Below are 24,689 nucleotides of genomic sequence, written 5' to 3'. Positions count from 1 at the left end.
GCGCGCTGGCCATTAGGCGCACGCGTACCCACCGTCGACGGTGTATTCGGCTCCGGTGCAGAAGCTGGCCTCGTCGGATGACAGGAAGGCGATGACCGCAGCGACCTCTTCGGGGCGTCCTAGCCGCGGCTGCGGCAACGCGGCGGTCATACCGTCAAGCGCTTCGCGGGGAAAGCCCGCGAAGATTGGGGTTTCAATGAGGCCGGGGTGCACGGAATTCACTCGGATGGAGTATGGCGCGAGATCCAACGCGGCGCTGCGTGTCAGGCCGCGAACGGCCCACTTGGACGCGGAGTAGGCGATCGCGTCCTTCACCCCGACCAGACCTGCTGAAGACGACACGTTGACGATCGATCCGCCGCCGGCAGCCTTCATCGACTCAACCACCGCCTGCATGCCGAGAAACACGCCGAGAGCGTTGATATCGAAGGTCCGCTGAAACTCGTTCTGCCCGATGGCCTCAAGGCCGCCGGGGGTGAAGATGCCGGCGTTGTTGACCAGGACCGACAGAGCCCCTGATTGCGAGGTCACCTGTGCGACGGCCGCGGCCCAGGAGTCAGCGTCAGCGACATCCAGGTGGATGCCTTTGGCCTGCCCGCCGAGCGCCGTAGCTGCCGCTTTGGCTCCCTGTTCGTTGAGGTCGGCGAGGTAGACCTCGGCGCCCACGGCGGCGAGCGCCGAGGCGGCGGCTTGGCCGATTCCGCTCGCGGCGCCGGTGACGAGGGCAATCTTTCCCGCAAGTGACATTGTCGCGTTCCTTTCTAGAGGTGGCCGTCGAAGGCCGCCAGGACCGGTCGTGGGTCCATGAATTCGAGATGCTCGGTCAGTTGGCCGTCGCGGAATCGCAGACGGATGAAGTAGCTGTTGCTGTAGGGGGCACCCCAGACTGTCTTGGCTTCCGAGCGTGCGGTGACGAAGACCAGCGCGGGATCGTCTGCTGCGCCGTGGATTTCGACGTCGGTGAAGGTAAACGTCTCCCATGCCTGCCAGAGCGTCCCGACGCGCGTGCGGTTGGCTTCCCTACCGTGGGTGGGCGTCTCGGTCTCACCGGGCATCAGCGGCGCGTGCATGCTGAGGTCTTCGTGGACGAGGCCGTACCAGTCCTCTACTGCGCCGGTGGCGAGTACGTCGAGCCAGCGACGGGCTCTGTCGGTATTGGTTGTCATGATGTTGTGTGCCTCTCGGTTTCTTCGTAGTTGTGTGCCGTGAACCAGCGACGGTCGGGGAACGCGCGCATCACGGCGTGGCCGGCAGTTTCAGCTGTAGCAAGGCCCGCCGCCCGGCGGACTGCAGGACGCTGGCCCCAGCTGTTGCCAGCTGAGGTCTGTCCACGGCGCCGACAACCACGTCCGCGTGGGTTCGAGAACAATGCGCAGTGGCCCACGCTCACAGTAGGTTCGGCCGTCAGGTGTGACGGCGCAGGTGGTTCCTTCGTGGGTGATCTTGCTGCGCGGCGGGAGCGGCTGTTGTGCCTGACTGGCGGGAAATCTGACTGCGACCGACCAGTCATAGTGGACGGCTCGGTCACCGTCGATCCACCCGATGTGGTTGGTGCCCGGCGGCGCGCCGGCAATGTCACCGGAACAGCCGAAACTGCCTCGGCCCCAGATGCCGCAGTTTTGTCCCGTCGGCGCGATGAAGAAAACACCGCCCGGCACAACGAAATTGGCGGCGTCTAGCTGGTCGTAGTACCGGATGTCGGGGTACGGGTCGGGCGCGGCCGCCGGCGGCGCCGGGTCGGCGTGCGCGACAGTTGTCTGGCCTGATCCCAGGATCGCGACGGCAAACATCATCGCGAGACGACCGATCGTGGTGAGCTGCCGACCGCGGATCGGGCGCCTTGTCGCCGGAGCATCGGTGTCAATGGTCATTTCTCGTCGTCTCCTTTCGTTCGTTGTCGAGTTGTGTTGCTGTATTAGGTAATTCGTGGAGTGATGCCGTAGCAGGCGGCGTCGCCGATGTCCAGGGTGTTCTGGCAGATGACTTTTCCGTGGTAGATGATGCGCACCGATACCCATCGCGTGGGCGCTGCGGTTGGCCTCCAGTCCGCCCGGACCTGGCTTCCTTGTGGTGGTTCACTGCGAACGCCACGAACTGCGGCATCGATACGCCATGGGAGTGGCACCTGTTGTACCGAGATCCGGCCGGTCAGGTCCTGGTATTCGATGTTGGCGGTATGGATGTCGTCCGAGACGACCTCGTAGGTCACTGCGTCATCGGCCCATGCGGTCGTTGGGCACACTAGAGCCGGTGCCCAGACCGCGACACCGCAGGCCATCGTTGCCATGATGCGGCGCACGGGCGCTCCTTCGATCGTCGCAAACCGGGGCGGGGATGGAATAGTCATGTCTCGCTTCACTTCCCGACCAGGACAACGACGCCGATCGTGAAATCAGTGTCGGACTCGTACAGGAGGCTCACGCCGTAGTCGGTGTAGGTGCAATCGGGGATGTCTTTGCGGCCTTGCAGCAGAATGCCTTTGATCACATTCGACGCGTTATGCCCGTGTGCAGCTCCCTCCAGCGAGGACACCTTGTCGGTGTTGATGCCGAGGTCCTTCACGATTGCGACGGGATGAGTGTTGTCGGCGGGAACGTTCTCGGCGGTGTGATTGAGGTAGGTGTAGGTCGACCGATTGACGATGTCCGCGGCTTTGTCGACCGTCGGGTTGTGGGTCAACGGGCCGCAGGATGCTCCCGCGCGTGCAGCCGCGATGACTTGTTGGAACTCGGGTGCGGGGTCGGCCATGGCGGGTGCGGCGAGCACCACAGTCAAGCCGATTGCCGGCACCAGCGAGGTGATCACGTTGGCGCCAAATGCTTTCCGCTGATATCCGGGCGATCTCACCGTCGTCGTTGAATGTGAAGCCCACACGTTGCTCTCCTGGCTAGGCATGTCGTCGGTCTGATTGGCTGGCGGTCGTGCCGTGAAATCGCGGTGTTCACTCGCATATGTGGGAGCGGTGGATCTTGCTGCCCCAGAACTGCATCAGGTGAAATGACGGACCGGTGAACCACGTCGGCTGTCTGGCCGCGAGGCCATTGCTCAGGTTTGACATCTGTTGCCACAGACCGTAGAACGCGTCGCCTTGGTAGACCGGGTAGTACATGTCCCCCGCATGGTCGTAGGCCTGGGTTAGCGCTTGCGCCCGTGGTGCGAGAAAGCCGGCGGACTGCGCGACATTGGCGGCTACGATATCGGCGTTGGGAGCCACGCCGGGTGCGTTGAAGTCGCCGTTGTGGCGTACGACGTTGTCGTTGAGGCCCTCGATCTGGTGACGTACCGTCGTGTATTGGGCGTTGTACCACTGGCACATTTCCCGTTCTGCGGTGATGTCGGCGGGGGTGACTTGCTGCTGCCACTGGTCGTAGGGGAAGGGGAACTGCGGCTGCCAGTTGCTAGCGACCACGTTCACCGCAGGCAACGGTTTCGGCTGGTCGTAGTGGGCGACAGGATCGTAGTCGCTGGAAGGGTCGGCGCCGGCGGGGCTCGCGAGAGCCGCAGCAGCGCACAGCGCCGCGCCTGCAACGACCAATCTGGTCCTACTGCGGCGGGCACAGCTGCTGCGCATCAGTGCATTTTCGCCAGACTTGTGCATCGTGGCCTCTCGTTGGTTTCCGCCGGCGCGTGGGCGCTGGACGAGGGGTTGGTCGGGCGGGCTCTATTTGCCCAGGGCCGCGTCGATTCCGCCGACGTCGGTGATCTGCCAGTTGTTGCGGCTGTCGATGGTGACGCTGTACGTGGCGGTGGACTGCAGCCCTTCGGGTGCCTGCATGGTCTTGGTCAGGACACTGACAAACGAGTCGACGGTGTAGATGCCGCCGGCGTTAGACCGGACTTTCGTCGCGAGCGGTTTGGCGCTCGACTTCCACTGCAGGGGCGCCAGGACCTGCTCCATGGAGTTGGCGGCCTTGGTGAGCTTGTCTTTGAGTTCAGGGGTTGTGCCGTTGACCAGCTTGACTTTCCACGCGTTGAAGTCCTGGTAGTCCATCTGTGCGGCGTTGGTCGCGTAGCTTGCCGCGATGTCTTCAGCGTGTTGACGGTTGGCGGCATCTTGAGCCTGCGCGGTGAGCTGGTCGTGTGCGCCCATGTACAGCCAACCGAAGGTGCCGGCCGTCGCAGCCAGGGCGGCGATCACGACGGCGACGATGACCGCACGGAGGGAGATGGAGATGTTGCGGTTTTGCTTGGGCTGCGGTGCTTCTGATTTTTCGTCGGTGGCTGCGTTGCCCTTGTCGGTGGCGGCGGTTTCGCCGGTCTCGGTGGCTTCGTCGTGGTCGATCAAGCTATCGGTGTCGATGACGGACATGAGGGGTTCCTTTTCAGAATGTCGGATTGGTCTTAGTGGTCGGGGATGGTGACATGCAGTGTGATCGCACCCTCCTCCGGGATATCCGACAGCGCATTCGAAAGAATCTGTGCCGTATCGAAATTCATCAGTGCCCCGCCAATACCCTGGAACTGCGGCAGCAGAGCCTGGGTGATCACCTTGATGTCGCCGCCGCGGGTGTCCAGCAGGTTCTGAATGCGGGCGAGGAATTTCTGGAACAGCACCATGTTCTGCGGGTTGTTCCAGCCAACGGTGTTCATCATGCCGCGATAGACGCGGCCGATGTTCACGCCAGAGGACTCAACAGGTGGGCCGATGGCGGCGAGTTTGGGTCCTACCCATCCGGCATTCTCGAGCAGCGTTTGAAAATTCCGCAGGACGTCCTGGCCTTTACCGTTCATGCCCCCCACCATGTTTCGCGTCAGCAGGCTGGCGCGCTGCAGGTTGGGAAGGACCTGTCCCGGGTCAGGCAGGCCGGCGTCTGCCTCGTTGACGACCCTTTTCAGCTGATCGGGGTCCATCTGGTTGAGAATGCGCACCACGGTCGTGGCTAGTTGGGAAATCGAGGGCGGCACGGTGACCGTGCGTGCGTCGATGTGCTGACCTTCGGCAAGCGTCGGGCCGCCGTCGGCGTTGGGCAGAAATCCGATGTAGGCCTCGCCGAGCGCCGACAGGTTGTCCAGTCGCACGTCGCTGTCAACCGGGATGCGCTGGTCGCCGTTGACGTAGAACTTGATGGTGGCTTCTGTCTCGTTGGTCGAGATGCCGGTCACCTTGCCGATCGCCGCTCCGCGCAACAGAACGCTGGAGCCCACCACGAGGCCTTTGATGTCAGGCACGGCCATGGTCAGGTTGATGCGGTGCTCGGGCGGTCCCATGCGCAGACCGAATGAACCGATGTACACCGCGGCGACGGCGATGATCGCGGCGAAAGCGGCGAAGGATGCGATGTTTTTGATTCGTCTCATGGCATGGCTCCCAGGATCCGGAGCACGTCCTGCGTCTTGTCGATCATCTCGTGACCGTCCGGGCCGGTGATGGACGTGATGTTGATGGCCGGGTTTTTGTCGACCGGGAGGAAGTCTTCGATGAACAGCTTGCGCCAGGCTGCTGCCTCGCCTTCGAAGTCCCACTTGCTCTGTTGCACTGCTCCCACGGCATTGGCCAGCGAATTCAGCAGCGGTACAACCCAGTAGCCGCCGCTGTAGATGCTGCCGATCGAGGGCAAGATGGTGCCGATGTAATGACTGACCTGGGTTCCGCGATTGAAGCCCAACATGCCGGCCGGCGAGAACCAGTACTTGTAGGTATCGAGGTTGCTCATCATCACGTCTGCCGTGCCCGTGACGCCGCTGAGCCATTTGTCAACGGTGTCAATGTTGTTGGACAAGTCCGACAGGTCAGTGGTGACGCGGCTGACCATGTAGTGCAAGTCTTCGCGTCGCGCGGGGGTCACGTGATTGATGCCGATGATGGTGTCTTGTGCTCGTTGAATCGCGCCGCTGCCTACGAAGTTGGCCAAGTTGGCGAGGGTGTCCTCGAGTTGCGGCGGCGAGGTGGTCTGGGTGACCGGGAGCCGGCCGCCGGCGTGGATCGCCGTTCCTGCTTGATCTGAGGTGGGGCGCTCTACAGCGACGTAGGTGTCGCCCAGGACCGTGGACTGCTGCAGGGTGGCGCGAGCGTTGTTCGGAACGACAACACCTGCGTCGATGCGCGCGGTCACATCGACGTGATCGCTACGTAGATCGACCTTGGTCACTACGCCTATGGTCGTGCCGTCCTGCACCACTTTGGCCCGTTCCGGCAAGTTCAGGACGTTCGCGAACTCGATCACCAGATCGTATCCGTCGCTGCGACTTCCACCGGGCTGCGGCAAGGAGTTGACCGATATCGATGCGCACGCCGACATGGCGATGGCGACCATCGAGCAGGTCAGGGTCAGCAGTATGCGCCGGATCATGAGTGGCTCGCTTGCTGCAGGACGTATTGCAGAAGGGCGACGTCCACGGCGTAGGGCTGCCCGTTGACGTCGGCGCAGCTGCCCGGCATGGCGGCGTTCATCGCTCCGCACAGTGCCAGTCCGTTGTGGGTCGGTACCCGGAACATCGGCGGCCGATAGGCGATGTTGAAGGTGCCGAATTGCTTGGCATTGAAGTGATTCGCCGCCGTATTGATCCACCACGGAACTCCGTTGAACAGTTGCGCCAGTTCGTTGGCGTGCGGGCTGACTTTGCGGACGGTGTCACTGACTGCGTCCAAGGTGATTTGGGTTTCATCTCCAAGATGGGTCTCCAGGACACCGACCGATTCGAGTAGCGGTCCCAGGGTGCCGATGCCGGGGGTGCTGCCGGCAAGTCGTGCGGTTCCGTCCAGGGCAACCGAGACGTCGCTGATCGCGCCGGCGCCGTCCTGCACGATCTCTTTGAGCGGTTCCCTGATCTCCGTGAGGGTCGTGGTCAGCGTCGCGACGTTCTGAATGATGTTGCCGATGTCGCTGATCTGTTGGTCGGGACTGTCAAGCAACGCCGAGGACGTGGTCAACAGGCGCCCGGCGCTGGCACCGTTGTTGTGCGCCAACTGATCAACTCCGCGGATCGTGTCTGCAACGTTGAGTGACCCCGTCTTGTTGACTGCGTTGAGGAAGGTGTCGGCCGAACCGATCACCTCCGAGAGCGATTTCGGCGAGGCGGAATGGTCCAGCGAAATGCAGGACCCCGGAGCAAGTTTCGGGCCGGCGGCGTAGTTGCCGACCAGTTCCATCGACCGGTCGGCCAGGATGGATGGCGAGCGGATGACCGCCTTCACATCGCCCGGCAGATTCCGGTTCTCAGTGATCGAGAAGCTGACGCGCGAGCTCTGGGCTCCGGGTTGGATTGCCGTGACGGTGCCGACCGGATAACCCATTTGCGTAACGGGGTTCCCCACGTAGAGGCCGATGGTGTCCGGCATGAACGCGCAGTAGGATGCGTCCGAATGCGCGGTAGATCCGCAGGACGAGCTCGCGGCGACCACGCCGGCGAGCACCGCAGCGCTCACTCCGGTACGGCCAAGTCGTCGAATCATATTGGTATCCATCAGCAGCCACTTCCCGGCATCGGAATACATACGTCAGTGGACAGCAACTCGGGGCGTGCATTCTGGGCGTCCAGGACGCGTTCGATCTTGTCGCGGACCCGGCGCAGCCTCGGCACGATTCTGCTGTTGTTGTCGACCCAACGCCGGACTCGGTTCTGCCACTCGCGGACCTTCTGGATGAATTCTTCGCGGCCGTTGACCCAGAATTTTGCGTACGGGACCAGGAAGTCGTCGCTGATGTCGCCCATACCTTTGAGCGCGCCGGCAAATCCCTTGCCGTACAGCACCAACGTCTGTTCCAGGATGGAGATTTTCTGCACCAGCTCGGTGAGCTTGCCGCGGTAGTTGGTGAGCGACTCGATGTATTCGTCGGACAGATTGAGGATTTGCGAGACCTGTCCGCGTTGCCTGTCAATGGTGTCGGTGATGGCGTTGCCCGCGTTCACGACCGCGGTCAGCGTATCGACGTTGGCGCCTTTGAGGCCGGCCTGGAGCGCGTCGAGGGATTCGCGGATCGGCCGTGGGTTCACTTGCTCGGTCACCTTGGTGCTGTCGGCGAGCGTCTTCATCAGGTTGTACGGCGTCGTGACTCTCTCGACAGGTATGACCCTCTCGTCCAACGGTTTATCTCCGAGGGAAACCAGGTCGATGTAGTAGCCGCCGACGACGGTGAGCATCCGGACCTGAATCTGTGACTGGTCGCCAATGAATGCCGACTTGTCGACTGACGCGCGGACTTTGACTCGATCGGGCTCGATGGAGAGGCTCTCGACTTTGCCAATGGTGATTCCCGCGATGCGCATGTCGTCGCCCTGGCGTACCGCGGCGGCGTCATCGGTGTAGAAGGTGATTGCCCGTTGATTCGGTGGGCTGACATAGACGGCGGCAGCGGTGACGGCCAGCACGGCGACCATTAGCAGGGCGCCGACACCCCAGAACATCGGATTCCGGAACATTTTCATCGGTTGCATAGCACGACCCGTTGCCCGTTGAGCAGAACGTCCATCGACTCGGGAAGTTGTGCTCGTCCGCGCGAACACGGCAATGCCGCGCCCGTTTCAGCTGGCGGCTGGATGTTGTCCCAGATCACGGGCACTCGCTTGAAGGCGTCGCTGTAGTTGTCGAAGACAGTGATCGCACGGTCGATTCCTTTATCTATGTCGGCGGCGCCCGGCTTGAATCCCGCGTTCTCGAGCAATTTGACTGCGGCAGAAGTGAATGCGGGACCGTACAGCTCCGATTTGCGGAATTCGTCAAGCACCGACAGCGCGGCATCGACGGGCCGGTTCAGCCAATCGATGATCTGGACGAGGTCCTTGGAGTGGCCGCCGAAGGTGTCGGCGATTGCACTGAGGTTGTTCATCAGTGTGGAGACGACCTGTTGGCGGTCGCCCACGAACTCGGTGAGCTTGTGGATGCTGTCGAGCATCGGCCCCAGCCCGTTGCCGTCGCCTTGCAGGAAGGTCGCGGCGTTGTCGGTGAACTTGTCGATGTCGTTGGGGCTCAGCGTGGCCAGCACGGGCTGCAATCCGTTGAACAAGGTGGTGATGTCGAAGGACGGCTGGGTCATGCCCAGCGGTATCCGGGTCAGCGCCTCACTGTTGGGCACGTGTTCGGCAGGGTTGGCGACATCGAGATAGCGCAGTCCTGTCAACGCCTGGTACTTGATCGCCAGTCGCGAGGACCGCACCACGGTGTAGCGGGTGTCCAGGCTGAGATCGACTTCGGCGATGCTCTGGCCGGCCTTGCGCACCAGGCGCAGTTCTTTGACCTTCCCGACGCGCACTCCGCGCACGCGGACGTCGGCGTCAACATGCAGGCCAGCCACGTCGGTGAATTCCGCCGTGTAGGAGCGTGTTTCGCTGGCGACTGGTTGCCTCAGCACGTTGGCGATCAGCACGAACACGACTGCTCCCAACAAGCTGGCGAGCACAAACCGCCATAGGGCAGCGATGGGTTTAATCATGATCCACCTCCCATTGCAGCCACCGGAGCCTGAACGCCGGGCAGCTGATCGAGCACGATGTGCACCTGCAGTGCCCGCTGCTCAGGTGACCCGCCATAGAGCTTCTCGAACCGTGTGCGCAGCTCAACCAGCATGTCTTTGACGCCGACTGGGGTCACGAGTCCTGGAACGGTGTCGGTCAGCGTTTGGATGAGGTTGACCGCCGGCAGCAGATCGCTGGTGTGTGAGGACAGCAGCTTGCCCACTGCCCCGAAGAATGAGTTGGCCATCACTTCCAGGGTGGCGATGGCGTGCTCATTCCAGTACTTGTCCGAAACAGGTTGTCCTGGAACGGGAATCATGTCTTGGCCGGGCAGCGCGTCTTTGCCTGACACGTTGAACACGACGTATCCCGCGCCTTCGTTGAAGTTGTATCCGGCCACCGTGGCGTGTTGGACGAATCCGGGGAAGGCGGCGCTGATCCCGGTGGTGTTGCGCAGCAGTTGTTCGGTGCTGACGGTCTGGACTTTCGTCACCGACTGGGCTGTGGTGACCATCGACTCGATGAGCGGATTGAGTCCGTCGGTGTAGCGAGTTGCCCGGTTGATGACGCTCACCAGTTTGGGGGTGATGACGCCGTCGGTGATGGCGCCCATGCGCGACAGCAGCGCCTGCAGGGTGAAGTTTCCTGTCGGCGTGGTCGTGATCTGGGTGCCGTTGCGCAGCGGTTGACCGTTCTGGCCGGCAACCAGGTTGATGCCGGTGACACCAAAGTAGTTCGCGGGCCGGAAGTCCACGCCCAAGGTGTCGGTGAGGTGCGCCGTCGGGGCAGTATCGAGGTCGGCGTTGAGCCGGACGTTGCCGTTGGCCATGCTGGACACCGAGGTGACCTTGCCGACGGTGACTCCGTGCATCAGCATCGGCGACCCCATGGCGACGCCCTCACCGACGTAGGGCAGGTCCATGACCACGGAGATGTGATTGATTTCCTTCTTGCCGAAGGGTCGCGCGACGATCGCGAAACACACTGCGGCGAAGCTCAATAGGACTGCGATGCCGATGATGGTCAGTCGGCGCGCTTCGGCTTGCGCCGACATTCGAAATAGCACGGCTGCTCACCTAACCCTTGAAGACGAATTGGGGGCGCAGACCCCACAGCATGATGGTGGTTGCCAGGTCCAGGACCATGATGGTCACCAGGCTGGCCCGGATTGCCCGGCCCGAGGCTTGCCCTACTCCGACCGGTCCGCCGGAGGCGAAATACCCGTAGTAGCAATGGATCAGCGTGACTGCGGTGCAGTAGATGATCGCTTTCGTCAGCGAGGCGGCGATGTCTGCCGGGGTGAGGAATTCCACGAAATAGTGGTTGTAGGTACCGCCGGGCTGGCTGTAGAAGATTCGAATGACCGTATCGGAGGTGATGAAGCTGACGACCAGGGTCAGCAGGAAACCTGGTACGACGCACATCAATCCGCCAACGACGCGGGTGCCGACCACGAACGGGATGGACCGCAGCCCCATCGCTTCGGTGGCATCGATTTCGTCGGCAATGCGCATGGATCCGATTTCGGCGGTCATACGGCATCCGGCTTGGGACGCGAATGCCACGCCGGCCACCAGTGGCGCCATTTCACGGACGTTGCCCCAGCCACCGATGATGCCGGCGAGCGCACCCAGCCCGATCAGGTTGAGTGTCGCGAAGGCCTCGATGGCGACGATGGCGCCGACGGTGATGCCCAGGACCGCGAGCACACTGATGACACCGCCGTCGACGATGACCGACCCGCGGCCCCACGCCAGGTTGTTCATCACCTGCAGCGTCTCGCGTCGGTACTTGCGCACCGTGATCGGCAACAGCCAGACGGTTTGGGCGATGAACGTCGCCCACTGACCGGCGGTCTGAAATGGGCTCTGCAACTGCCGAAGTACTGCCGTGCGGGCGCCGAGCAGCTTCGAGGGCATCAAGGCGCGGTGCTGTGACGGGGCAGCCACTATGCCACCGCCATCGGGAAGAACATGGTCTGCAGTTGGGTGATGGCCAGATTGACGATGACGATCAACAGAACGTTGAGCACCACCGAGGCATTCACCGCGTCGGCGACACCGCGCGGACCACCTTTGGCCTCCATTCCGCGCTGACAGGAGATCACCGCCACGATGGCCGCAAAGAAGAAACCCTTACCGAGGGTGAACCACAGGTCGACCATCTTGGCGAAAGACCCGAAGGACAGCCAGAAACTTCCCGGCGTGACGCCGTTGACCTCAGTGGCGATGACGAAGGCCGCACCGACGCCCATCGCGATGACGATGACGACCAAAATCGGCGTGATCAGCAGCAACGCCAGGAAACGGGGCACAACCAGCCGCCGGACCGGATCGATGCCCAGGGTCCGCAGTGCGTCGAGTTCCTCGCGGATCGCCCTGGCGCCGAAGTCGGATGCGATGGCCGAGGCGGCGGCGCCGCCCATGAGCAGGCCGGCGGTCACCGGCGCACCCTGACGCAGGACCGCAACACCGGTTGCGGACCCAACCAGGGAATTGGCGCCGACCTCGTTGACCAGGCCAGAGAGCTGCACGGCGACCATCGCGCCGAACGGAATTGCCATGAGCACCGCTGGCAGCGCAGTGACTTTCAGTAGCGTCCACGCCTGCACGATCAGCTCGCCGAACGGCAGCTTCATCGTAATCGTGTCTGTTACAGCATATTTCATTACCTGCCCGGCCAGAATCACGCCGCGACCGGTGGTGCCGGCGCTACGCACCGGAATCGCGGCAAGCTTCGAGAACGTCTTGGCCGCACCAGCCTTGGCTGAGGCCAACGCCCCACCAGGGCGATCGCCAGAGTCTTGGCCGTCGTTCATTTCGTCGCGCGCCGTCGGCGACTGGTCGTCATCGAGCTCGGTTAGCAAGGCCCGCTGCATGGTCATCGCGGCGCCCCAGAGGGCCGCGGAAAACTGGGCGTCATTGCCGTGTCCTTTGTTGGGTGAGTGGGTGGGCATGGTCGGTGACGGTGGCCGCGGCGATGCGGCGGCCACGTGCGTGTCACCTACGCGGCTGCGGCCGTAACCTCACAGCATCTGGCCAGAACGGCGTTTGCTTGCACTTCGCCACGAGGTCGGCCAGCTGCTCTGTTGGCTAAGCCGACCGGATGCAGCGGCGAGGCCATTGCGGGTCGGATCACAACCGCGGGGCTAACCGACATCGGTCTCCTTCAGGCTGCGACGTGTGGTGGGTCACATCCTAACCATATCGTTGATCCAGAATCAATGACCGAAAGTCGGGCTATTTCGAAATCTGGCCGAAAACGCGTCAGATTCGCGGCTCATGCCACCGTCGACCGGCTTGTAGCCAGGGTCGGAAAACGCCCACTACGTGCATATTTTCTGTAGTTTGCTCACCTATCGCTAGGTCATCATCTTCTTGACATGAAGTCAATGAACGGGTAGAGAAGACCGGTGAAGGTGGCGGTACAACGTAGTGCCCCACCCCGTTCCACCAGTGGCACGCGGTCCTGCGCGCCACTGGTGGACACACCAAGCACAGGCAAGGCAGTCGGGATTCCCGATATTGATCCGATGGTGGAGATCGACATGACGCAACTACAGACCCGCGAAACCGTCAGCGCCGCAAACACGTTGGCCCTCGTCGTACGGTCGAGGGAACTTGTTGCCGACGACTGCCTGGCGCTGGTTCTGGAAAAGGCCGACGGCTCCGCGCTTCCGTCATGGCAGGCGGGCGCACACATCGATCTGGCCCTCGGGAACGGACTTACCCGCCAGTACTCGTTGTGCGGCGATCCCGAGGACGCCACGCAGTGGCGCCTGGGCATCCTGCGGGAGCAGGCGGGGCGGGGCGGTTCGGCGTATCTGCATGACGTGGTCGACGAAGGCTGCCAACTGATCGCGCAGGGACCGCGCAATCACTTCCCCTTGGTGCCCGCCGACAGCTACCTGTTCGTTGCGGGCGGCATCGGGATTACCCCGATCCTGCCGATGATCAGGGCCGCTGAGGCATCCCAGACCCCGTGGCGGCTTCTCTACGGTGGCCGCCGGCAGTCCTCGATGGCTTTCGTCGAAGAACTCGGGCGATACGGCGACCGTGTCCAGTTCCGCACGCAGGAAGAGCACGGGCTGCTTGACCTCGCTGGATTCCTCGCTTCTGGGGACTCGAATGCGACCGCGTATTGCTGTGGACCGGAGTCGCTGATCGCGGCGATGGAGACCACCTGCGGTGAAGCGGGTGTGCCACTGCATGTCGAGCGCTTCGCCGCCCGGCCGATCGATGACACCACAGTCGATACAGCGTTCGAGGTGGAATGCGCTGAATCCGGTGTCACGCTTATGGTTCCGGCCGGTTCATCGATTCTCGATGTCGTCCGCGAGGCCGGTATTGACGTGCTCAGCTCGTGCTCGGAAGGCACCTGCGGAACATGCGAAGTGGACATCGTCTCAGGGGTTCCCGATCACCGCGATTCAGTGCTGACCCCGGAGGAGCGCAAGGCAGGCGAGTCGATGATGATCTGCGTATCGCGTTGCATCGGAAAACGTCTCGTCCTCGACCTCTGACGGCCGCACCAGTACCGCCGAAACGCCAGTTCGCACCCGCGGGACCGCTGTACAGGCATGGCGGGATGTCCGTGGCATACGGACCGGCCGACAGCGGCACCATCGCCGAGGCGCTACCTCCCCGGCGGACCGGTTGCCTCTGATCGTGGTTCGACTGACTTGGGTGCGTAGCGGCGCGGCACCCGCGTCGTTCCGTGAAGCTGCGCACACCTGACAGTCTGGCATCGCACAGACGTATGCCCGCCGGCGCTACATCGCCATGGAAGTGCTCGAAAGTGCCGTAATTCAAACGATATTCGGCTGTGATCACCAGTTCGCCAGCTGAGCGAACGCTGTTTGTCGGCTCACCGCCGCATCCGAACGTTGTTGCGTTCTCAGACGCGGGCGGTCCTGCGCGCGACGAGCCGCACTGCGACCTGTCTATCGATGGACGACCATGCCGAGCAGATCCGACATTGCCGCAGCGGTTTCCGCACTGCGACCGAACTGCTCCATGATCAGGACCTGGATCTCTCCGACGATGCCACCAAGGACCGCGCCGATGGCGATCACCAGCGGCTCATCGTCTTTGAACACCGGGCGCAGAATCGACTCGTATTCTTCGTCGGTGAGTTGGTTCATCTTGTCTACGATGGTTTTTTCCAGGTCGATCACCTCGACCGCATAGTCCTGCGCTTGCATCAGCGTGGTGGGCAGGCGATCGAGAACCATCTGTACGAGGGTGTCTTTCGCGCGGTTGTACCGCTGCGTGCCGACTGCGACTTTGACTAGCGGACCGGCGATTCCGGTCTGGGCGTCGATCGCTGCCGCAACATGTTTGGCCACCAGCGAAAAGAGCTTTTCCGAGCCGGGGCCTTGAAGAACCGCTTCGAACATGATGTCCGGGGAGAAGAGGTCCTCGGCCATCATCTTCCCGTAGTCGCGGGTGATGTTCTCGCGGTCGGCATGCAGGGCGCCTTGGAAGGTGAACAAGCCGAGGATCTTCGTCGGCTGCATCGGGCGGAACAGCATGTTCAGTGCGATGTAGTCACTGACGAAGCCAACGCCAAATCCAAACGCCGGCATGATCCATGGATTGCGGAACAGGCCCCAGCAGACCATTTGCACGACGCCGATACCCAACCCGAAGTACAGGCCACTGCGGCGCATGAATCCCATTGCGGTGGTGGACATCGCGCGCATCAGTTTGACCAACTTGGCTTTGTTGCGCACGAGGGTGGTGACCGCCAGGAACTGGATGTCGATGTAGCGGCTGAGGTCGGTTCTCAGTTCGGCGAGCAGGTTCTCCACCATGGCGGGGGCCTCGGCGTGCAGCCGGGAGCGAATGGCGTATTTGCCGGCTTCGGGTAATGCGTCCCACAGACCGGGGCGGATCTGGTCGGCGACGTCGCGCGTCACCTCATTGATTGCCTCGGTCAGCGGACCACGCAGCGCCTCGACCGCCTCTTTGGCGTCGACGCGGTCGAGGATCTCCTCCGGTTTGAGGACTTTGGAGGTCAGCAGTTCGATGGTTTTGGACCCCACTTTGCCCGCTCGTCGTGGCACGATGCCCTGCCATCCGATGGGTCCGATGCCTTTGAATTCCTGTGGCTTGTAGAGCATCTCGACCGCGAGCAGTTTGGTGCTCCAGCCCACGAACGCCGCAACAAGCGGCATCGACAGGTAGATCAGCCAGTTGAGTTTGAAGTCGGCCTGAATTTCGGGCCACGTCTGGATGGCGAGGAGCTGTGTTGTCACTGGTCGTCCCCCGGTGTGTCGTCCAAATCTGGCACGTTCATCACGATCACCTCAGCCGTCAGAATTTCGTGGTTCATCGTTCGTCGACGGGTGGTCGGCCCGATCTCGGCGTGCCAAGCGGACCAATGAAGGTCACCCACATTGGTCCGCGCGGCCGTCGTTGACCTGTGCACGTTCGTCGAGTTCCCTGGCGACTTCGCGCAATTCGTCTTCGTAGACGGTTGGATCGGGCAGTGCGCCGGCGATGGTGACGAACGCGATCATGAGCTTGCCGTTGGCGCTGGTGACCACATGCGAAAGTCCCATGCCGTCGATCAGCATCAGCACCGGCTGCATGGCCCGCAGCGGTCGGCCGAGCAGGTAGATGGGTTCTTTCGGTCCGGGCACGTTGGTGACGATGGTGTTGAAGGCCGGCGCTCGGTGGGCCAGGAGCAGCGCGAGTCTGCCCGCCGCTGCCGATCCCAGGGCCGTTGTGTTGTACATGATGTCGGTGAGACGCTTGGCGCGCGCCGAATACTCACTGCCCTTTGCCTTCTCGGTTGCCGCGGAGATTGCCTTCAGCCGCTCGACGGGGTCGGCGATGTTGGTGAACAGCGGGACGAACATTGCAGAGGCCTGGTTGCCCAGCGAGCCGGCACCAGGTGCGTCCTGCCGCGTTGATATCGGGCACGCTGCCACCAACGAATCCGGTGGCAGCTCGCCTAGCGTATCGAGATGGCACCGCAGCGCGCCGCCGATGACTGTTAGGGCGACATCGTTGATGGTGGAGCCCGGGGCGAGCTGGCGCATCGCGCGAAGCGCATCGAGATCGAATTCGACCAATCCGATACGGCGATCAGCATTTACGCGGTTGTTGAAGCGGGTTCGGGGCGCACCAGCGGGCAACAGGGTCGGGCCGGCGCCGTTGAGCAATCCGCTTACGGTGGCCACAAGGCGTCCCGCGACCCAGGCGAAGGCACTGGCGGGTGCCGTCACTGCGGTCATTGCGGCACGATGGACCACCGAAAGGAGCGGACTAGCCACTCGGACAACGTTCTTGGCCGGATAGACGACGGCGTTCACTCCTGCCTGCCACACCATCGCAAGGACCGAGGGGGGCGCGGCGACGAATGCGATAGGGGTGTGCACGTCGAGCCCCGGCGTGGCCGGGGAGGAGTCGTGGATGAGATGCATGATCTCCATGACGGACTGGCCGTCGACCATCACGTGGTGGAACCTGAAGAGCACCGCGAAGCTGTGCGGCGGCAATCCGTCGACGGTGTTGAGACCGCGAACCAACGTCACGTCCCACAGTGGGCTCGACCTGCGCATCGGTTCCGCGTGGACGTCCAGCATCGTGGAGAACAGCGCGTTCCGGTCGCCGGGGCTGGGTACCTTGCGCTGCCGAATGTGTTGCGCGATATCGAAGTCGGGGTCATCGACCCAGTACGGGTGGTCGATGTTGAACGGAACGACTTTGAGGCGGCGGCGGAAGGTGGCAAACGCCGACACTACGCGGCATGCAAGGTGGGTGGTCAGTTCCTCGGCGCTGAGAGCCGGGAGTCCGCCCGGTTCGTAGATACACGCCAACGTCATGTGCATCGACTCGCCGGCGGCTTCCAGATGCAGCCACATGGCGTCATTACCCCTGATCTGATCCACGTCGTCGTCCTTGGGTTCGTTTCGTTCTGGAGACGCCGCAGTGGCGCCGGTCACATTTTGTGAAGTTCCGACCCTAACCCGGTGATTGATTTTGTGTCAATGACTTAAAGTCAGTATACTTGGCAAACTCTTGACGCGGAGCCGATTACATGCCCGTCGTTGGCGAACGAACGTCATGGACAAAAAGAAGCCACGCCCCATCCCAGGCCGCCTTCTGCCGCCAACCCATTGCGCATACACCAAAACGCTTGCCCTGGAAGTCAACTGCACACAGCCGGCCGAGCCGACAAAATGACGCCACCGCCAGGGTCTGGTCCTAATATGCACAATCGTGGATAGCGCCTACGCGAAACATGGACGTGCCCAAAAGCATTTGGCTGAATTGCAGGCCTCTGTCGAAAGTTATCGGGCCGGAGACTTGAGCAATGAGCTCTCTTATGTGGTCACCTACCCCTTCGGCGACGCCGACGAGCGCGCGGTACTGACGCTCCGCGTCAGCCTTCGCGCCCCGTCCGAGTGGAACCTCATCATGGGTGACATCCTGACCAACCTCCGGGCCGCCCACGACCACGGAGGTTCCCCAGTTTCAGTGGACACCTGAGATAGCGGGACGGTGTCCTGCTGGAAGGATGTCGATATGTCGCGGACGCGTCGGTCGTTCACACCGGAGTTCAAGGTGGAGGCTGCTCGTCGGGTGATTGACAGGGGCCGGCCGGTCTCGGAGGTGGCCCGCGAACTGAACCTGCACGAGAGTCTGCTGGGCAAGTGGGTGCGTCAGGAGAGGGTCCGCGACGGGGTGGCCAGCGATGCCCGCCATGGGCCGCCAGAAGGCGATCTGACGGCCCGTGAACGCGCCGAATTGGTGCGGCTGCGTGCGGAACTGGCCGAGAAGGACCGAGATATCGCCTTCTTGAAAAAAGTATCGGCGTACTTTGCGGCACAGCAACATCGGTGAGTCGGTTTGAGCTCATCGCCGCGGAGTGCGCCGACCACGACATCGCCACACTGACCGAGCTCCTCGACGTCTCACGCTCGGGCTATTACGCCTGGGAAGCACGGCAGCGACGCACCGAACCCACGCCGCGGCAGCAGTGGCGCCGCGATCTCGAGGTCAAGATCCTGGCCCACTGGCAAGAATCCCGACGCACTTACGGTTCACCACGGATCACCGCCGACCTGCACGCCGCTGGGGTCTCGGTGTCGGTCAACACCGTCGCGGCGATCATGGCCGAGATGGGCATCGAAGGCATCAGCCCGCGCACCTTCAAGGTCAAAACCACAGTCGTCGACCCGGCGGCGTCTTTCCCACCCGACCGGGTGGGCCGGGTCTTCGATCAAGGCCGCCTCGATGCGGTATGGACCTCCGACATCACCTATCTGACCTGCGGTGAAGGCGATGCCTACCTGTGCGCGATCCGCGACGAGCACTCGCGACGGGTGCTGGGCTGGTCGGTGGCTGACCACATGCGCACTGAGCTCGTCGAGCAGGCGGTGGACGCGGCGGTGTTCACCCGCGGCGGGTCGGTGGCCGGCACCATCTTGCACTCGGACCGGGGCAGTCAATACACCAGTCACGACTTGGCCACAGTCTGCTCCGATCACGGCCTGCGCCGCTCTATGGGGGCCACCGGCATATGTTGGGACAACGCCGGGTCCGAATCACTGTGGTCGACGGTCAAGCACGAGTACTACAAGCGGCATGCCTTCACAACGTATGCGAATCTTGCTGCGGGACTTGACAATTACCTTCGCTACTACAACCATGACAGGCGGCATAGTTCACTGGGAATGATCTCACCTATCGACTTCGAGATCACCGCACGGATCAATCAGCAATCAAGCTAACCGTGTCCACTTTTTCAGGGGAACCCCACACGCGGTCTACGGTCACGCAATGGACCGCGCGGCTCAGAATTGCGTGACCCTGACCTCCAGCCAGCGCGACAGTCTGTACCACCCCACGGCCAAATCAAGCGCCGAATGGCAGAACAAGCGCGCAGCCCTTCAGGCCCTTCTGGACCCCGCTGTGCTGGCGGTGATCGAGAAGAACCAGCCGTTCAACGGGAACGGCGACGTGAACTGGCACGGCCTTACCATCCTCGGTGTGTTGGTCAATAGAGACAAACACAAAGCGGTGCATGAGATTCCGATCAATGTGGCGTCGCTGGCGCTCGGCGACAACAATCTCGACATCATCAGCGAGGGAACGATGACGGTCCTCCCCGATCACTCGGCCGAGAAGGAGATCACCATTCGCCGGCGGCAGCGAAGATCCGACGGGGAGACTCGCCATAGCATGGGAACCCTGGCGCTGAGCACCGAATTCCTGGAGCAAATCGATATACCAAACACCGGTCAGCGAAGTTCTTTCATTGGCGTGATGGAACAGCTGACGGCGCATACAGGCGGGTATCTCGATGAATTGAAAGCTGCTGGCTGCTGACCAGGGCGCGCGGGTCTCTGCGCCTGCGCGACGAGGCGGGTGAGCCGCCTGACGTAGCTCGGCGCGCCAATCATGTTGCTAGGAAGGACTTATCGCGTTCTCGAGCTTGCTGACAGCTAAGCGCGCCGACTCGACGCATCCGCTCTGGCCTGCCCCCATCGGCGGGCGCGCCCCATCGCCGACGTTCCACACGTTCGGGATCGGCGTTTCATTCGGCCAGTCGCGTCCGGGGATCGCGCGTTGTCCGGGCCAGTCGCCCGCGCAGACCTCCACGGACAGTATCCGCGCATCGGCCAGCTGCGGAAATTCGGCGATGCCCTCCTGCTTGAGCAGTTCCACTTCCGCGTCGACGTCGAACCCACTGCTGGCAGGGTGTGGCGTGCTGGTCACGCAATACAGATGCTTGCCGGCGGGCGCCAGCCGCGGCGATGGCCCACTCATGTATGAGGCGTACGCCAATCGCTCGGTGAACCCGAAGAACACAAGGGTTTTCAGGTTGGGGATTCGTTTGGAGGTGGCGAAATTGATCGTGATCAGTGTGCCGGGATAGTTGTCGCGGTGCAGAGCCTCCACGTAGCCGTTGGGCCACGCCGTTACAGGTACCAGGCCACCGGTTGCCACGGGCCCGACATTGCTGATGACGCTTCGGGTTTGGATCGTCTGTGATCCGCCGCCCTTGTGCTCGACGGTTACCGAATCCGCTATGCCGTCAGCGTTGACGCCGATGCCGGTGACCGTCGCGTTCAACAAGATCTGGCCGCCGCTGCGCTCGACGTAGCCGGCCAGGTCTTTCCATGGGCCGATCCCGCCATCGGGATGCGACCCGTAGATGTTCATGCCGCCCTTCTTCGTCAGGTAGTCGAAGAACACCTGGGCTGATACATCTGTTGGTTCGGCCGCAAACATCGCGCTCGTCAGGTTCCGGACCAGCTTCATCGTTCGGCCCGATGCGCCCATGCCGGTGAGCCACTGGTCAAGGGTCAGGTCTTCGCTCGGCCGGAACCATCCAAATTTGCGAGATGTTCCGCCCAGTGCGGCGATCACGATCTTGTTGATCACGAAGCCGGTGGGTCCGCTCATCATGGGCAGGTCGTACTTGCCCAGGCGCAGGAGGAGCGGGACTTTCTGCTTTCGTGCACGGATCGGTACGCCGACCTCATCGAACAGGGCTTTATTGGCTCCTGCGAGCTCAAAGATCTGGGCACCGGTGTTGACGGCGAATCCGTCGATGTCCACGGTGGAGGCGCGTCCCCCCACCTGTGGTTCTCGTTCCACGACGAGCGTTCGGTAGCCGCGTTTTACCAGGTATGCCGCGGCGGCCATACCGCCCGCACCCGCACCGATAACTACCGCGTCAAATGACTGGGCGTGATCCGTGTCCGCCATGGTTTCCTCCGTGCGTGCAGTGAGTGGTGCGGCGGGCAGAGTCATCACAGCGCAGCTTCCCGCTCAGGATTCTGCCTCGGATCAGTACTCCCCCGGCCCAGGTTCGTAGATCGGCTGTTCGCTGTGCGCCGGCATCGTGCCGCGCCGGCAATGCCAGCGCGGGCATGGTCGATCAAAATGACGCCGTTCGCCCGCTGTGCGCCAGCAGTGACGGTGCATGTCCTGATTCGTCGTGCGAGTTGCGCCGCTAGGCGCAGTCTACGAACAACGTTGCGGGAGAGCTTATCTGGTTGCTCGTCCCACAACGTTGTTCGCGACTGAGGTGGCGGTCAGAGCATGTCGACCTCGACGACACCGGGCTCAATTCCCAGCACGCGGCGGCCGACGCTTTCGTAGCTGATCTGAGAGTTGAAGATCACGTGGCGTGCGGCGATGCTGAAGTCACGCCAGTAGCGCTGAGCTGGAGCCGTCGTGCTGAAGCCCGACGAGCCGCCGAGATCCATCAGCCGTTCGATCGCTGTGGTGAGGATGCTGATAACCAAAGCGCCTTCGCCACGCGCTTCGGTGCGTTCTTCCACTGACAGGACACGGCGCTGGCGGGCAGCAGTATCGATCCGCGCACAAGAGTTTTCGACCAAGCGGCGCCCAGCACGGATCTGGGTGGCAGCCTCGCCGATCGCTGCGTGATAGGCCGCGGAGTCACTCTTGTGGGCGTAGGTGCTGTAGATGATGGGCGCGCCGCTCTTGGCGGAGATCGCCTCCAGCAGGCCCTCTGCACAGCCGACCAGGACGCCAAGTGCCTTGGCCCGCAAGATCGGGTAGTTCACCCAGTAGTCACAGGGCTCCAGGTCTTCAGTGGCCACCGAGGTCGGCGGCGTCGCAGAGATGTCGGTGAACGGAGCGACGTTGCCCGCCGGTACGACAACGGCATTGGCGACGACAGTGTCCGAGCCGGTGGCTTTCATCCCGGCAACCTGCCAGGTGTTCTCGAGCACGACGTCGCTCATCGGCATGACCACGAGCATCGGCAGCTGCTCGGGGGACAACGCCGGGACCATGGTGACCGCAGCGTCGTGCGAGCCGGTGGCGTAGGCCCACCGTCCGCTCAGGATGTAGTTGTCCCCGTCGGCGACCAACTGGCCGATACCGTTCTGCGGTGAGCAGATCCGCGGAATCCCGCCGTCGAAAATCTGGCTCTGGAGCGCCGACGGCAGCTTCGATGCGAACCACAGGCACGAGTTGTAGATGGTGTACACCCACGCCGTGGACGGGCATCCTTTCGCCAGTTCAGCGGCGACCTTGGCCATCGACTGACTCGACTGAGCGAGGCCGCCAATGCGCTGGGGCCCTGCCATGGAGAACAATCCTGCATCCGTAAGTGCGGCGACAACCTCGTCGTCGAGTTCGCCGGCCTGCTCGGCTGCATCGGCCTTGCTTGCCAGAAGTGTCCGCAGCTCTTTGGCCTTGTCGAGCAGTTCTGCGCCGAGTGCGTCATCGAAGTCGAACGAGTCCTCGAGAGCAGCGGTGTCCTCGCTCGGTCGGACGTCCTGGTCAACGCTCATGATTACCAATACCTTTCATCTGAACAACGTGGGTTGAGAAGTTCGGCGCCGGGCGCCGCGGCATCACAGGATGCCTGCGTAGAGCAATGGCCACGACGGCGCGGAGCCGGCGTTGGCGGTGACCCGGTCGCAGTCGGCCGGCCGGTAATGGCCCATGCTGCGCCGCTTGGTCTCCAGATAACGCACGTTGGCTGCGGCTGCCCCTACGTGGAGCGGAATACGTTGTACAACAGTGATTCCGCCGTCATGGACCGCCTGGACTTTGGCCGGATTATTGGTCATCAACCGCACCGAGGTCAGCCCAAGATCGCGCAAGACGGCGACCGCACCTCCGTACTCGCGGCCGTCGACCGGCTCGTTGAGCGCGAGGTTGGCCGTAACGGTATCCAGTCCCGCATCCTGCAGTCGATAGGCCGCAAGCTTTTTCAGCAGGCCGATGCCGCGGCCTTCCTGTCCACGCAGGTAGACCAGGACGCCGCCCTCGGCGGCGATGCGGCGCAACGATTCATCGAGTTGTGGCCCACATTCACACCGTTGGGAACCAAGCGCTTCCCCGGTAAGGCATTCGGAGTGCACCCGCACCACTGCCGGCTTGGGTCCTGGCGTGCCGGCAACCAACGCCAAGATTTCGGCTCCGGTCTGCTGATCCCGGTAGCCCACCGTGCGGAAAATGCCGTGCCGGGTCGGAAGGCGTGCTTCGTCGACGCGCACAACACGATCGAGACCGCGGGTCACGGTCGTGGCCGGGTGTGCGGTGCGATACGCGATCAATTCGGCGACCGTCAGAACGGGCAGGTCGCAGCGGCTACCGAGCTCTTCAATACCAGGCATGCGGAGCATCGAGCCGTCATCGGCGACGAGCTCGGCAATGACCCCGACCTCCGGGAGTCCCGCCAAGGCGCACAAGTCGACGGCGGCCTCGGTATGGCCCGCCCGCTCCAGGACGCCTCCGGGGCGCGCGCGCAACGGCAGGATGTGTCCGGGGCGAATGACATCGGCGGCGGTGGAAGCAGGGTCAGCCAGCACACCCAGCGTGGTGGCGCGGTCAGCGGCGCTGATACCGGTGCTGATACCCACGGCCGCATCGACCGTCACGGTGTAGGCGGTGCGTTTCGGATCCTGGTTGTGCGACACCATATCTGGCAGATCGAGCGCGTCGGCGCGCTCGCCGGTCATCGGAGCGCACAACAGCCCTGAGGTGTGGCGCACCATCCAGGCAACCCACTCCGGGCTCACGTGATGGGCGGCCAGGATGACATCGCCCTCGTTCTCGCGGTCGGCATCGTCTGCGACCAGGACGGGACGCCCACGACGCAATGCACTGATCGCCGCCTCGATGCGGTTCATGACGTCGTCGTCAGCGTACGAAACGTGCTGCGGTGGAATACGATTGGCTCACTCGCGGATGAAGGTTCGCTGGCAGCGTGCAGGTCGTTGATCTGCATGACGACGATGGTGTGGTCACCCGCACGGATCTGGTCGGTGACCGTCACGTCCATGGCGACCACCGCGTCCGCGATCAGCAGCGCTCCCCCATCGAGAGTTTCGGTCTCCACGCCGGCGAACCGGTCACCATCTTTGGCGGCCAGCGTCCGCACAATGCCTCCGTGGGCAGCGCTAAGGACGCTGATACCCAGGCGAGGAGCCGCGGCCAGGCGAGGCCATGTCAACGAGGTGTTCTGCACGCAGAACGCCACGAGGGGCGGATCAAGCGATACAGGCATAAATGTGCTGGCGGCCATGCCGATACGTTCGGTCTCTGTGTCGGCGCATACCGCGATGACGCCAGACGGGAAGTGCGCGAACGCTGCTCGCAAGGCGGCGCTATCCAGACTGAGGGTTTCCATGGTGCCTCCCGGAGAGGGATGTCAAACGATCCGGTCCGCTTGGCCGGGGATTGCCACCAAACCCATTTCGAACACATCCGAGGGCAGGTGGTACATGTCACAGCCTAGCTCGCTTTGACTCATTGTCAATGACTTCAAGTCGACCAAATCTGGCACAG

At 62.8% G+C, this 24,689-nt stretch carries 26 protein-coding genes; 5 read left to right on the top strand and 21 right to left on the bottom strand.

Annotation, left to right across the window (positions count from 1 at the left end):
• Window positions 1–12 precede the first annotated feature (12 nt).
• The 15 genes from A7G45_RS08155 to A7G45_RS08085 all read right to left on the bottom strand — a co-directional run bounded on the left by A7G45_RS08155 (window position 13) and on the right by A7G45_RS08085 (window position 12,211).
• Window positions 13–747, bottom strand: a complete 735-nt coding sequence (locus A7G45_RS08155; RefSeq protein WP_260935579.1) for an SDR family NAD(P)-dependent oxidoreductase — start codon at window positions 745–747, stop codon at window positions 13–15.
• 14 nt (window positions 748–761) lie between these two features.
• Window positions 762–1,166 (bottom strand): nuclear transport factor 2 family protein, encoded by a 405-nt coding sequence (locus tag A7G45_RS08150; protein ID WP_260935577.1) that lies wholly within the window; start codon window positions 1,164–1,166, stop codon window positions 762–764.
• A 90-nt stretch (window positions 1,167–1,256) separates the two neighbouring features.
• Entirely contained in the window at window positions 1,257–1,793 is a 537-nt protein-coding gene (locus tag A7G45_RS08145; RefSeq protein WP_260938062.1) for a hypothetical protein, read from the bottom strand.
• 122 nt (window positions 1,794–1,915) lie between these two features.
• The gene (locus A7G45_RS08140) at window positions 1,916–2,287 is read right to left on the bottom strand and encodes a hypothetical protein (RefSeq protein ID WP_377042069.1); all 372 of its coding nucleotides are present in this window, start codon (window positions 2,285–2,287) and stop codon (window positions 1,916–1,918) included.
• Between the two features lie 68 nt (window positions 2,288–2,355).
• Window positions 2,356–2,805 carry a hypothetical protein gene (locus A7G45_RS08135; RefSeq protein WP_260935575.1) on the bottom strand — a complete coding sequence of 150 codons (450 nt, stop codon included), beginning with the start codon at window positions 2,803–2,805 and terminating at the stop codon, window positions 2,356–2,358.
• A 136-nt stretch (window positions 2,806–2,941) separates the two neighbouring features.
• Entirely contained in the window at window positions 2,942–3,598 is a 657-nt protein-coding gene (locus A7G45_RS08130) for a hypothetical protein (protein WP_260935573.1), read from the bottom strand.
• A gap of 63 nt (window positions 3,599–3,661) precedes the next feature.
• On the bottom strand, window positions 3,662–4,309 hold the full coding sequence (locus A7G45_RS08125) for a hypothetical protein (protein ID WP_260935571.1): 648 nt from the start codon (window positions 4,307–4,309) through the stop codon (window positions 3,662–3,664).
• A 32-nt stretch (window positions 4,310–4,341) separates the two neighbouring features.
• Entirely contained in the window at window positions 4,342–5,298 is a 957-nt protein-coding gene (locus A7G45_RS08120; protein ID WP_260935568.1) for an MlaD family protein, read from the bottom strand.
• Complete coding sequence (locus tag A7G45_RS08115) at window positions 5,295–6,254, bottom strand: MlaD family protein (protein WP_377042063.1); 960 nt, start codon at window positions 6,252–6,254, stop codon at window positions 5,295–5,297. Before A7G45_RS08115 ends, A7G45_RS08120 begins: the two co-directional genes overlap by 4 nt.
• Before the next feature lie 32 nt (window positions 6,255–6,286).
• A complete protein-coding gene (locus A7G45_RS08110; RefSeq protein ID WP_260935564.1) occupies window positions 6,287–7,435 on the bottom strand; it encodes an MlaD family protein in 1,149 nt (382 codons plus the stop codon).
• On the bottom strand, window positions 7,405–8,367 hold the full coding sequence (locus tag A7G45_RS08105) for an MlaD family protein (RefSeq protein WP_260935561.1): 963 nt from the start codon (window positions 8,365–8,367) through the stop codon (window positions 7,405–7,407). Before A7G45_RS08105 ends, A7G45_RS08110 begins: the two co-directional genes overlap by 31 nt.
• The gene (locus A7G45_RS08100) at window positions 8,364–9,371 is read right to left on the bottom strand and encodes an MlaD family protein (RefSeq protein WP_260935560.1); all 1,008 of its coding nucleotides are present in this window, start codon (window positions 9,369–9,371) and stop codon (window positions 8,364–8,366) included. The genes A7G45_RS08105 and A7G45_RS08100 overlap by 4 nt, the downstream gene beginning before the upstream one ends.
• Entirely contained in the window at window positions 9,368–10,447 is a 1,080-nt protein-coding gene (locus A7G45_RS08095) for an MlaD family protein (RefSeq protein ID WP_260938058.1), read from the bottom strand. The genes A7G45_RS08100 and A7G45_RS08095 overlap by 4 nt, the downstream gene beginning before the upstream one ends.
• Window positions 10,448–10,469: 22 nt before the next feature.
• Entirely contained in the window at window positions 10,470–11,312 is an 843-nt protein-coding gene (locus A7G45_RS08090) for an MlaE family ABC transporter permease (RefSeq protein ID WP_260938057.1), read from the bottom strand.
• A gap of 29 nt (window positions 11,313–11,341) precedes the next feature.
• Complete coding sequence (locus A7G45_RS08085; protein ID WP_377042068.1) at window positions 11,342–12,211, bottom strand: ABC transporter permease; 870 nt, start codon at window positions 12,209–12,211, stop codon at window positions 11,342–11,344.
• A 729-nt stretch (window positions 12,212–12,940) separates the two neighbouring features.
• Here A7G45_RS08085 and A7G45_RS08080 point away from each other — a divergent pair.
• Window positions 12,941–13,915: a PDR/VanB family oxidoreductase gene (locus A7G45_RS08080; protein ID WP_260935556.1), complete on the top strand. Its 975-nt coding sequence runs from the start codon at window positions 12,941–12,943 to the stop codon at window positions 13,913–13,915.
• A 420-nt stretch (window positions 13,916–14,335) separates the two neighbouring features.
• Here the strand turns inward: A7G45_RS08080 and A7G45_RS08075 are convergent, their stop codons facing one another.
• Both A7G45_RS08075 and A7G45_RS08070 read right to left on the bottom strand, forming a co-directional pair.
• Window positions 14,336–15,652, bottom strand: a complete 1,317-nt coding sequence (locus tag A7G45_RS08075; RefSeq protein WP_260935554.1) for a DUF445 domain-containing protein — start codon at window positions 15,650–15,652, stop codon at window positions 14,336–14,338.
• Between the two features lie 132 nt (window positions 15,653–15,784).
• Entirely contained in the window at window positions 15,785–17,293 is a 1,509-nt protein-coding gene (locus A7G45_RS08070) for a wax ester/triacylglycerol synthase family O-acyltransferase (protein WP_260935552.1), read from the bottom strand.
• 439 nt (window positions 17,294–17,732) lie between these two features.
• Between A7G45_RS08070 and A7G45_RS08065 the strand changes: the two genes are divergently transcribed.
• Genes A7G45_RS08065 through A7G45_RS08050 form a run of 4 tightly spaced genes read left to right on the top strand, consistent with a single transcriptional unit; the run spans window position 17,733 to window position 19,736 of the window.
• Window positions 17,733–17,894, top strand: coding sequence for a hypothetical protein (locus tag A7G45_RS08065; RefSeq protein WP_260935550.1), 162 nt, complete (start codon window positions 17,733–17,735; stop codon window positions 17,892–17,894).
• Window positions 17,895–17,930: 36 nt separating this feature from the next.
• Window positions 17,931–18,248 carry a transposase gene (locus tag A7G45_RS08060; protein ID WP_260932170.1) on the top strand — a complete coding sequence of 106 codons (318 nt, stop codon included), beginning with the start codon at window positions 17,931–17,933 and terminating at the stop codon, window positions 18,246–18,248.
• On the top strand, window positions 18,245–19,138 hold the full coding sequence (locus A7G45_RS08055) for an IS3 family transposase (RefSeq protein WP_260932168.1): 894 nt from the start codon (window positions 18,245–18,247) through the stop codon (window positions 19,136–19,138). Before A7G45_RS08060 ends, A7G45_RS08055 begins: the two co-directional genes overlap by 4 nt.
• Before the next feature lie 49 nt (window positions 19,139–19,187).
• Window positions 19,188–19,736: a hypothetical protein gene (locus tag A7G45_RS08050; RefSeq protein ID WP_260935548.1), complete on the top strand. Its 549-nt coding sequence runs from the start codon at window positions 19,188–19,190 to the stop codon at window positions 19,734–19,736.
• A 78-nt stretch (window positions 19,737–19,814) separates the two neighbouring features.
• Here the strand turns inward: A7G45_RS08050 and A7G45_RS08045 are convergent, their stop codons facing one another.
• From A7G45_RS08045 to A7G45_RS08030, 4 genes are all read right to left on the bottom strand, one after another.
• Entirely contained in the window at window positions 19,815–21,122 is a 1,308-nt protein-coding gene (locus A7G45_RS08045) for a phytoene desaturase family protein (RefSeq protein ID WP_260935546.1), read from the bottom strand.
• 329 nt (window positions 21,123–21,451) lie between these two features.
• A complete protein-coding gene (locus A7G45_RS08040) occupies window positions 21,452–22,684 on the bottom strand; it encodes an acyl-CoA dehydrogenase family protein (protein WP_260935544.1) in 1,233 nt (410 codons plus the stop codon).
• Window positions 22,685–22,747: 63 nt separating this feature from the next.
• Complete coding sequence (ribB, locus tag A7G45_RS08035) at window positions 22,748–24,031, bottom strand: 3,4-dihydroxy-2-butanone-4-phosphate synthase (protein ID WP_260935542.1); 1,284 nt, start codon at window positions 24,029–24,031, stop codon at window positions 22,748–22,750.
• Window positions 24,028–24,531 (bottom strand): flavin reductase family protein, encoded by a 504-nt coding sequence (locus A7G45_RS08030; protein WP_260935540.1) that lies wholly within the window; start codon window positions 24,529–24,531, stop codon window positions 24,028–24,030. The genes ribB and A7G45_RS08030 overlap by 4 nt, the downstream gene beginning before the upstream one ends.
• Window positions 24,532–24,689: the final 158 nt, after the last annotated feature.

This window comes from Mycolicibacterium llatzerense (assembly GCF_025331195.1).
In the GTDB taxonomy this organism is placed as follows: domain Bacteria; phylum Actinomycetota; class Actinomycetes; order Mycobacteriales; family Mycobacteriaceae; genus Mycobacterium; species Mycobacterium llatzerense.
The sequence above is the reverse complement of the archived record's forward strand: the minus strand, read 5'-3'. Positions and strand labels throughout refer to the sequence as shown.

Bases quoted from the DNA above. Each gene is read 5' to 3' on its own strand.
- A7G45_RS08030 (WP_260935540.1), bottom strand. From the start codon at position 24,531: ATGGAAACCCTCAGTCTGGATAGCGCCGCCTTGCGAGCAGCGTTCGCG.
- A7G45_RS08085 (WP_377042068.1), bottom strand. From the start codon at position 12,211: ATGAACGACGGCCAAGACTCTGGCGATCGCCCTGGTGGGGCGTTGGCC.
- A7G45_RS08125 (WP_260935571.1), bottom strand. From the start codon at position 4,309: ATGTCCGTCATCGACACCGATAGCTTGATCGACCACGACGAAGCCACC.
- A7G45_RS08080 (WP_260935556.1), top strand. From the start codon at position 12,941: ATGACGCAACTACAGACCCGCGAAACCGTCAGCGCCGCAAACACGTTG.
- A7G45_RS08045 (WP_260935546.1), bottom strand. From the start codon at position 21,122: ATGGCGGACACGGATCACGCCCAGTCATTTGACGCGGTAGTTATCGGT.
- A7G45_RS08050 (WP_260935548.1), top strand. From the start codon at position 19,188: ATGGACCGCGCGGCTCAGAATTGCGTGACCCTGACCTCCAGCCAGCGC.
- A7G45_RS08095 (WP_260938058.1), bottom strand. From the start codon at position 10,447: ATGTCGGCGCAAGCCGAAGCGCGCCGACTGACCATCATCGGCATCGCA.
- A7G45_RS08155 (WP_260935579.1), bottom strand. From the start codon at position 747: ATGTCACTTGCGGGAAAGATTGCCCTCGTCACCGGCGCCGCGAGCGGA.
- A7G45_RS08115 (WP_377042063.1), bottom strand. From the start codon at position 6,254: ATGGTCGCCATCGCCATGTCGGCGTGCGCATCGATATCGGTCAACTCC.
- A7G45_RS08040 (WP_260935544.1), bottom strand. From the start codon at position 22,684: ATGAGCGTTGACCAGGACGTCCGACCGAGCGAGGACACCGCTGCTCTC.
- A7G45_RS08060 (WP_260932170.1), top strand. From the start codon at position 17,931: ATGTCGCGGACGCGTCGGTCGTTCACACCGGAGTTCAAGGTGGAGGCT.
- A7G45_RS08110 (WP_260935564.1), bottom strand. From the start codon at position 7,435: ATGTATTCCGATGCCGGGAAGTGGCTGCTGATGGATACCAATATGATT.
- A7G45_RS08120 (WP_260935568.1), bottom strand. From the start codon at position 5,298: ATGAGACGAATCAAAAACATCGCATCCTTCGCCGCTTTCGCCGCGATC.
- A7G45_RS08150 (WP_260935577.1), bottom strand. From the start codon at position 1,166: ATGACAACCAATACCGACAGAGCCCGTCGCTGGCTCGACGTACTCGCC.
- A7G45_RS08130 (WP_260935573.1), bottom strand. From the start codon at position 3,598: ATGCACAAGTCTGGCGAAAATGCACTGATGCGCAGCAGCTGTGCCCGC.
- A7G45_RS08140 (WP_377042069.1), bottom strand. From the start codon at position 2,287: ATGGCAACGATGGCCTGCGGTGTCGCGGTCTGGGCACCGGCTCTAGTG.
- A7G45_RS08145 (WP_260938062.1), bottom strand. From the start codon at position 1,793: ATGATGTTTGCCGTCGCGATCCTGGGATCAGGCCAGACAACTGTCGCG.
- A7G45_RS08105 (WP_260935561.1), bottom strand. From the start codon at position 8,367: ATGAAAATGTTCCGGAATCCGATGTTCTGGGGTGTCGGCGCCCTGCTA.
- A7G45_RS08100 (WP_260935560.1), bottom strand. From the start codon at position 9,371: ATGATTAAACCCATCGCTGCCCTATGGCGGTTTGTGCTCGCCAGCTTG.
- ribB (WP_260935542.1), bottom strand. From the start codon at position 24,031: ATGAACCGCATCGAGGCGGCGATCAGTGCATTGCGTCGTGGGCGTCCC.
- A7G45_RS08090 (WP_260938057.1), bottom strand. From the start codon at position 11,312: ATGCCCTCGAAGCTGCTCGGCGCCCGCACGGCAGTACTTCGGCAGTTG.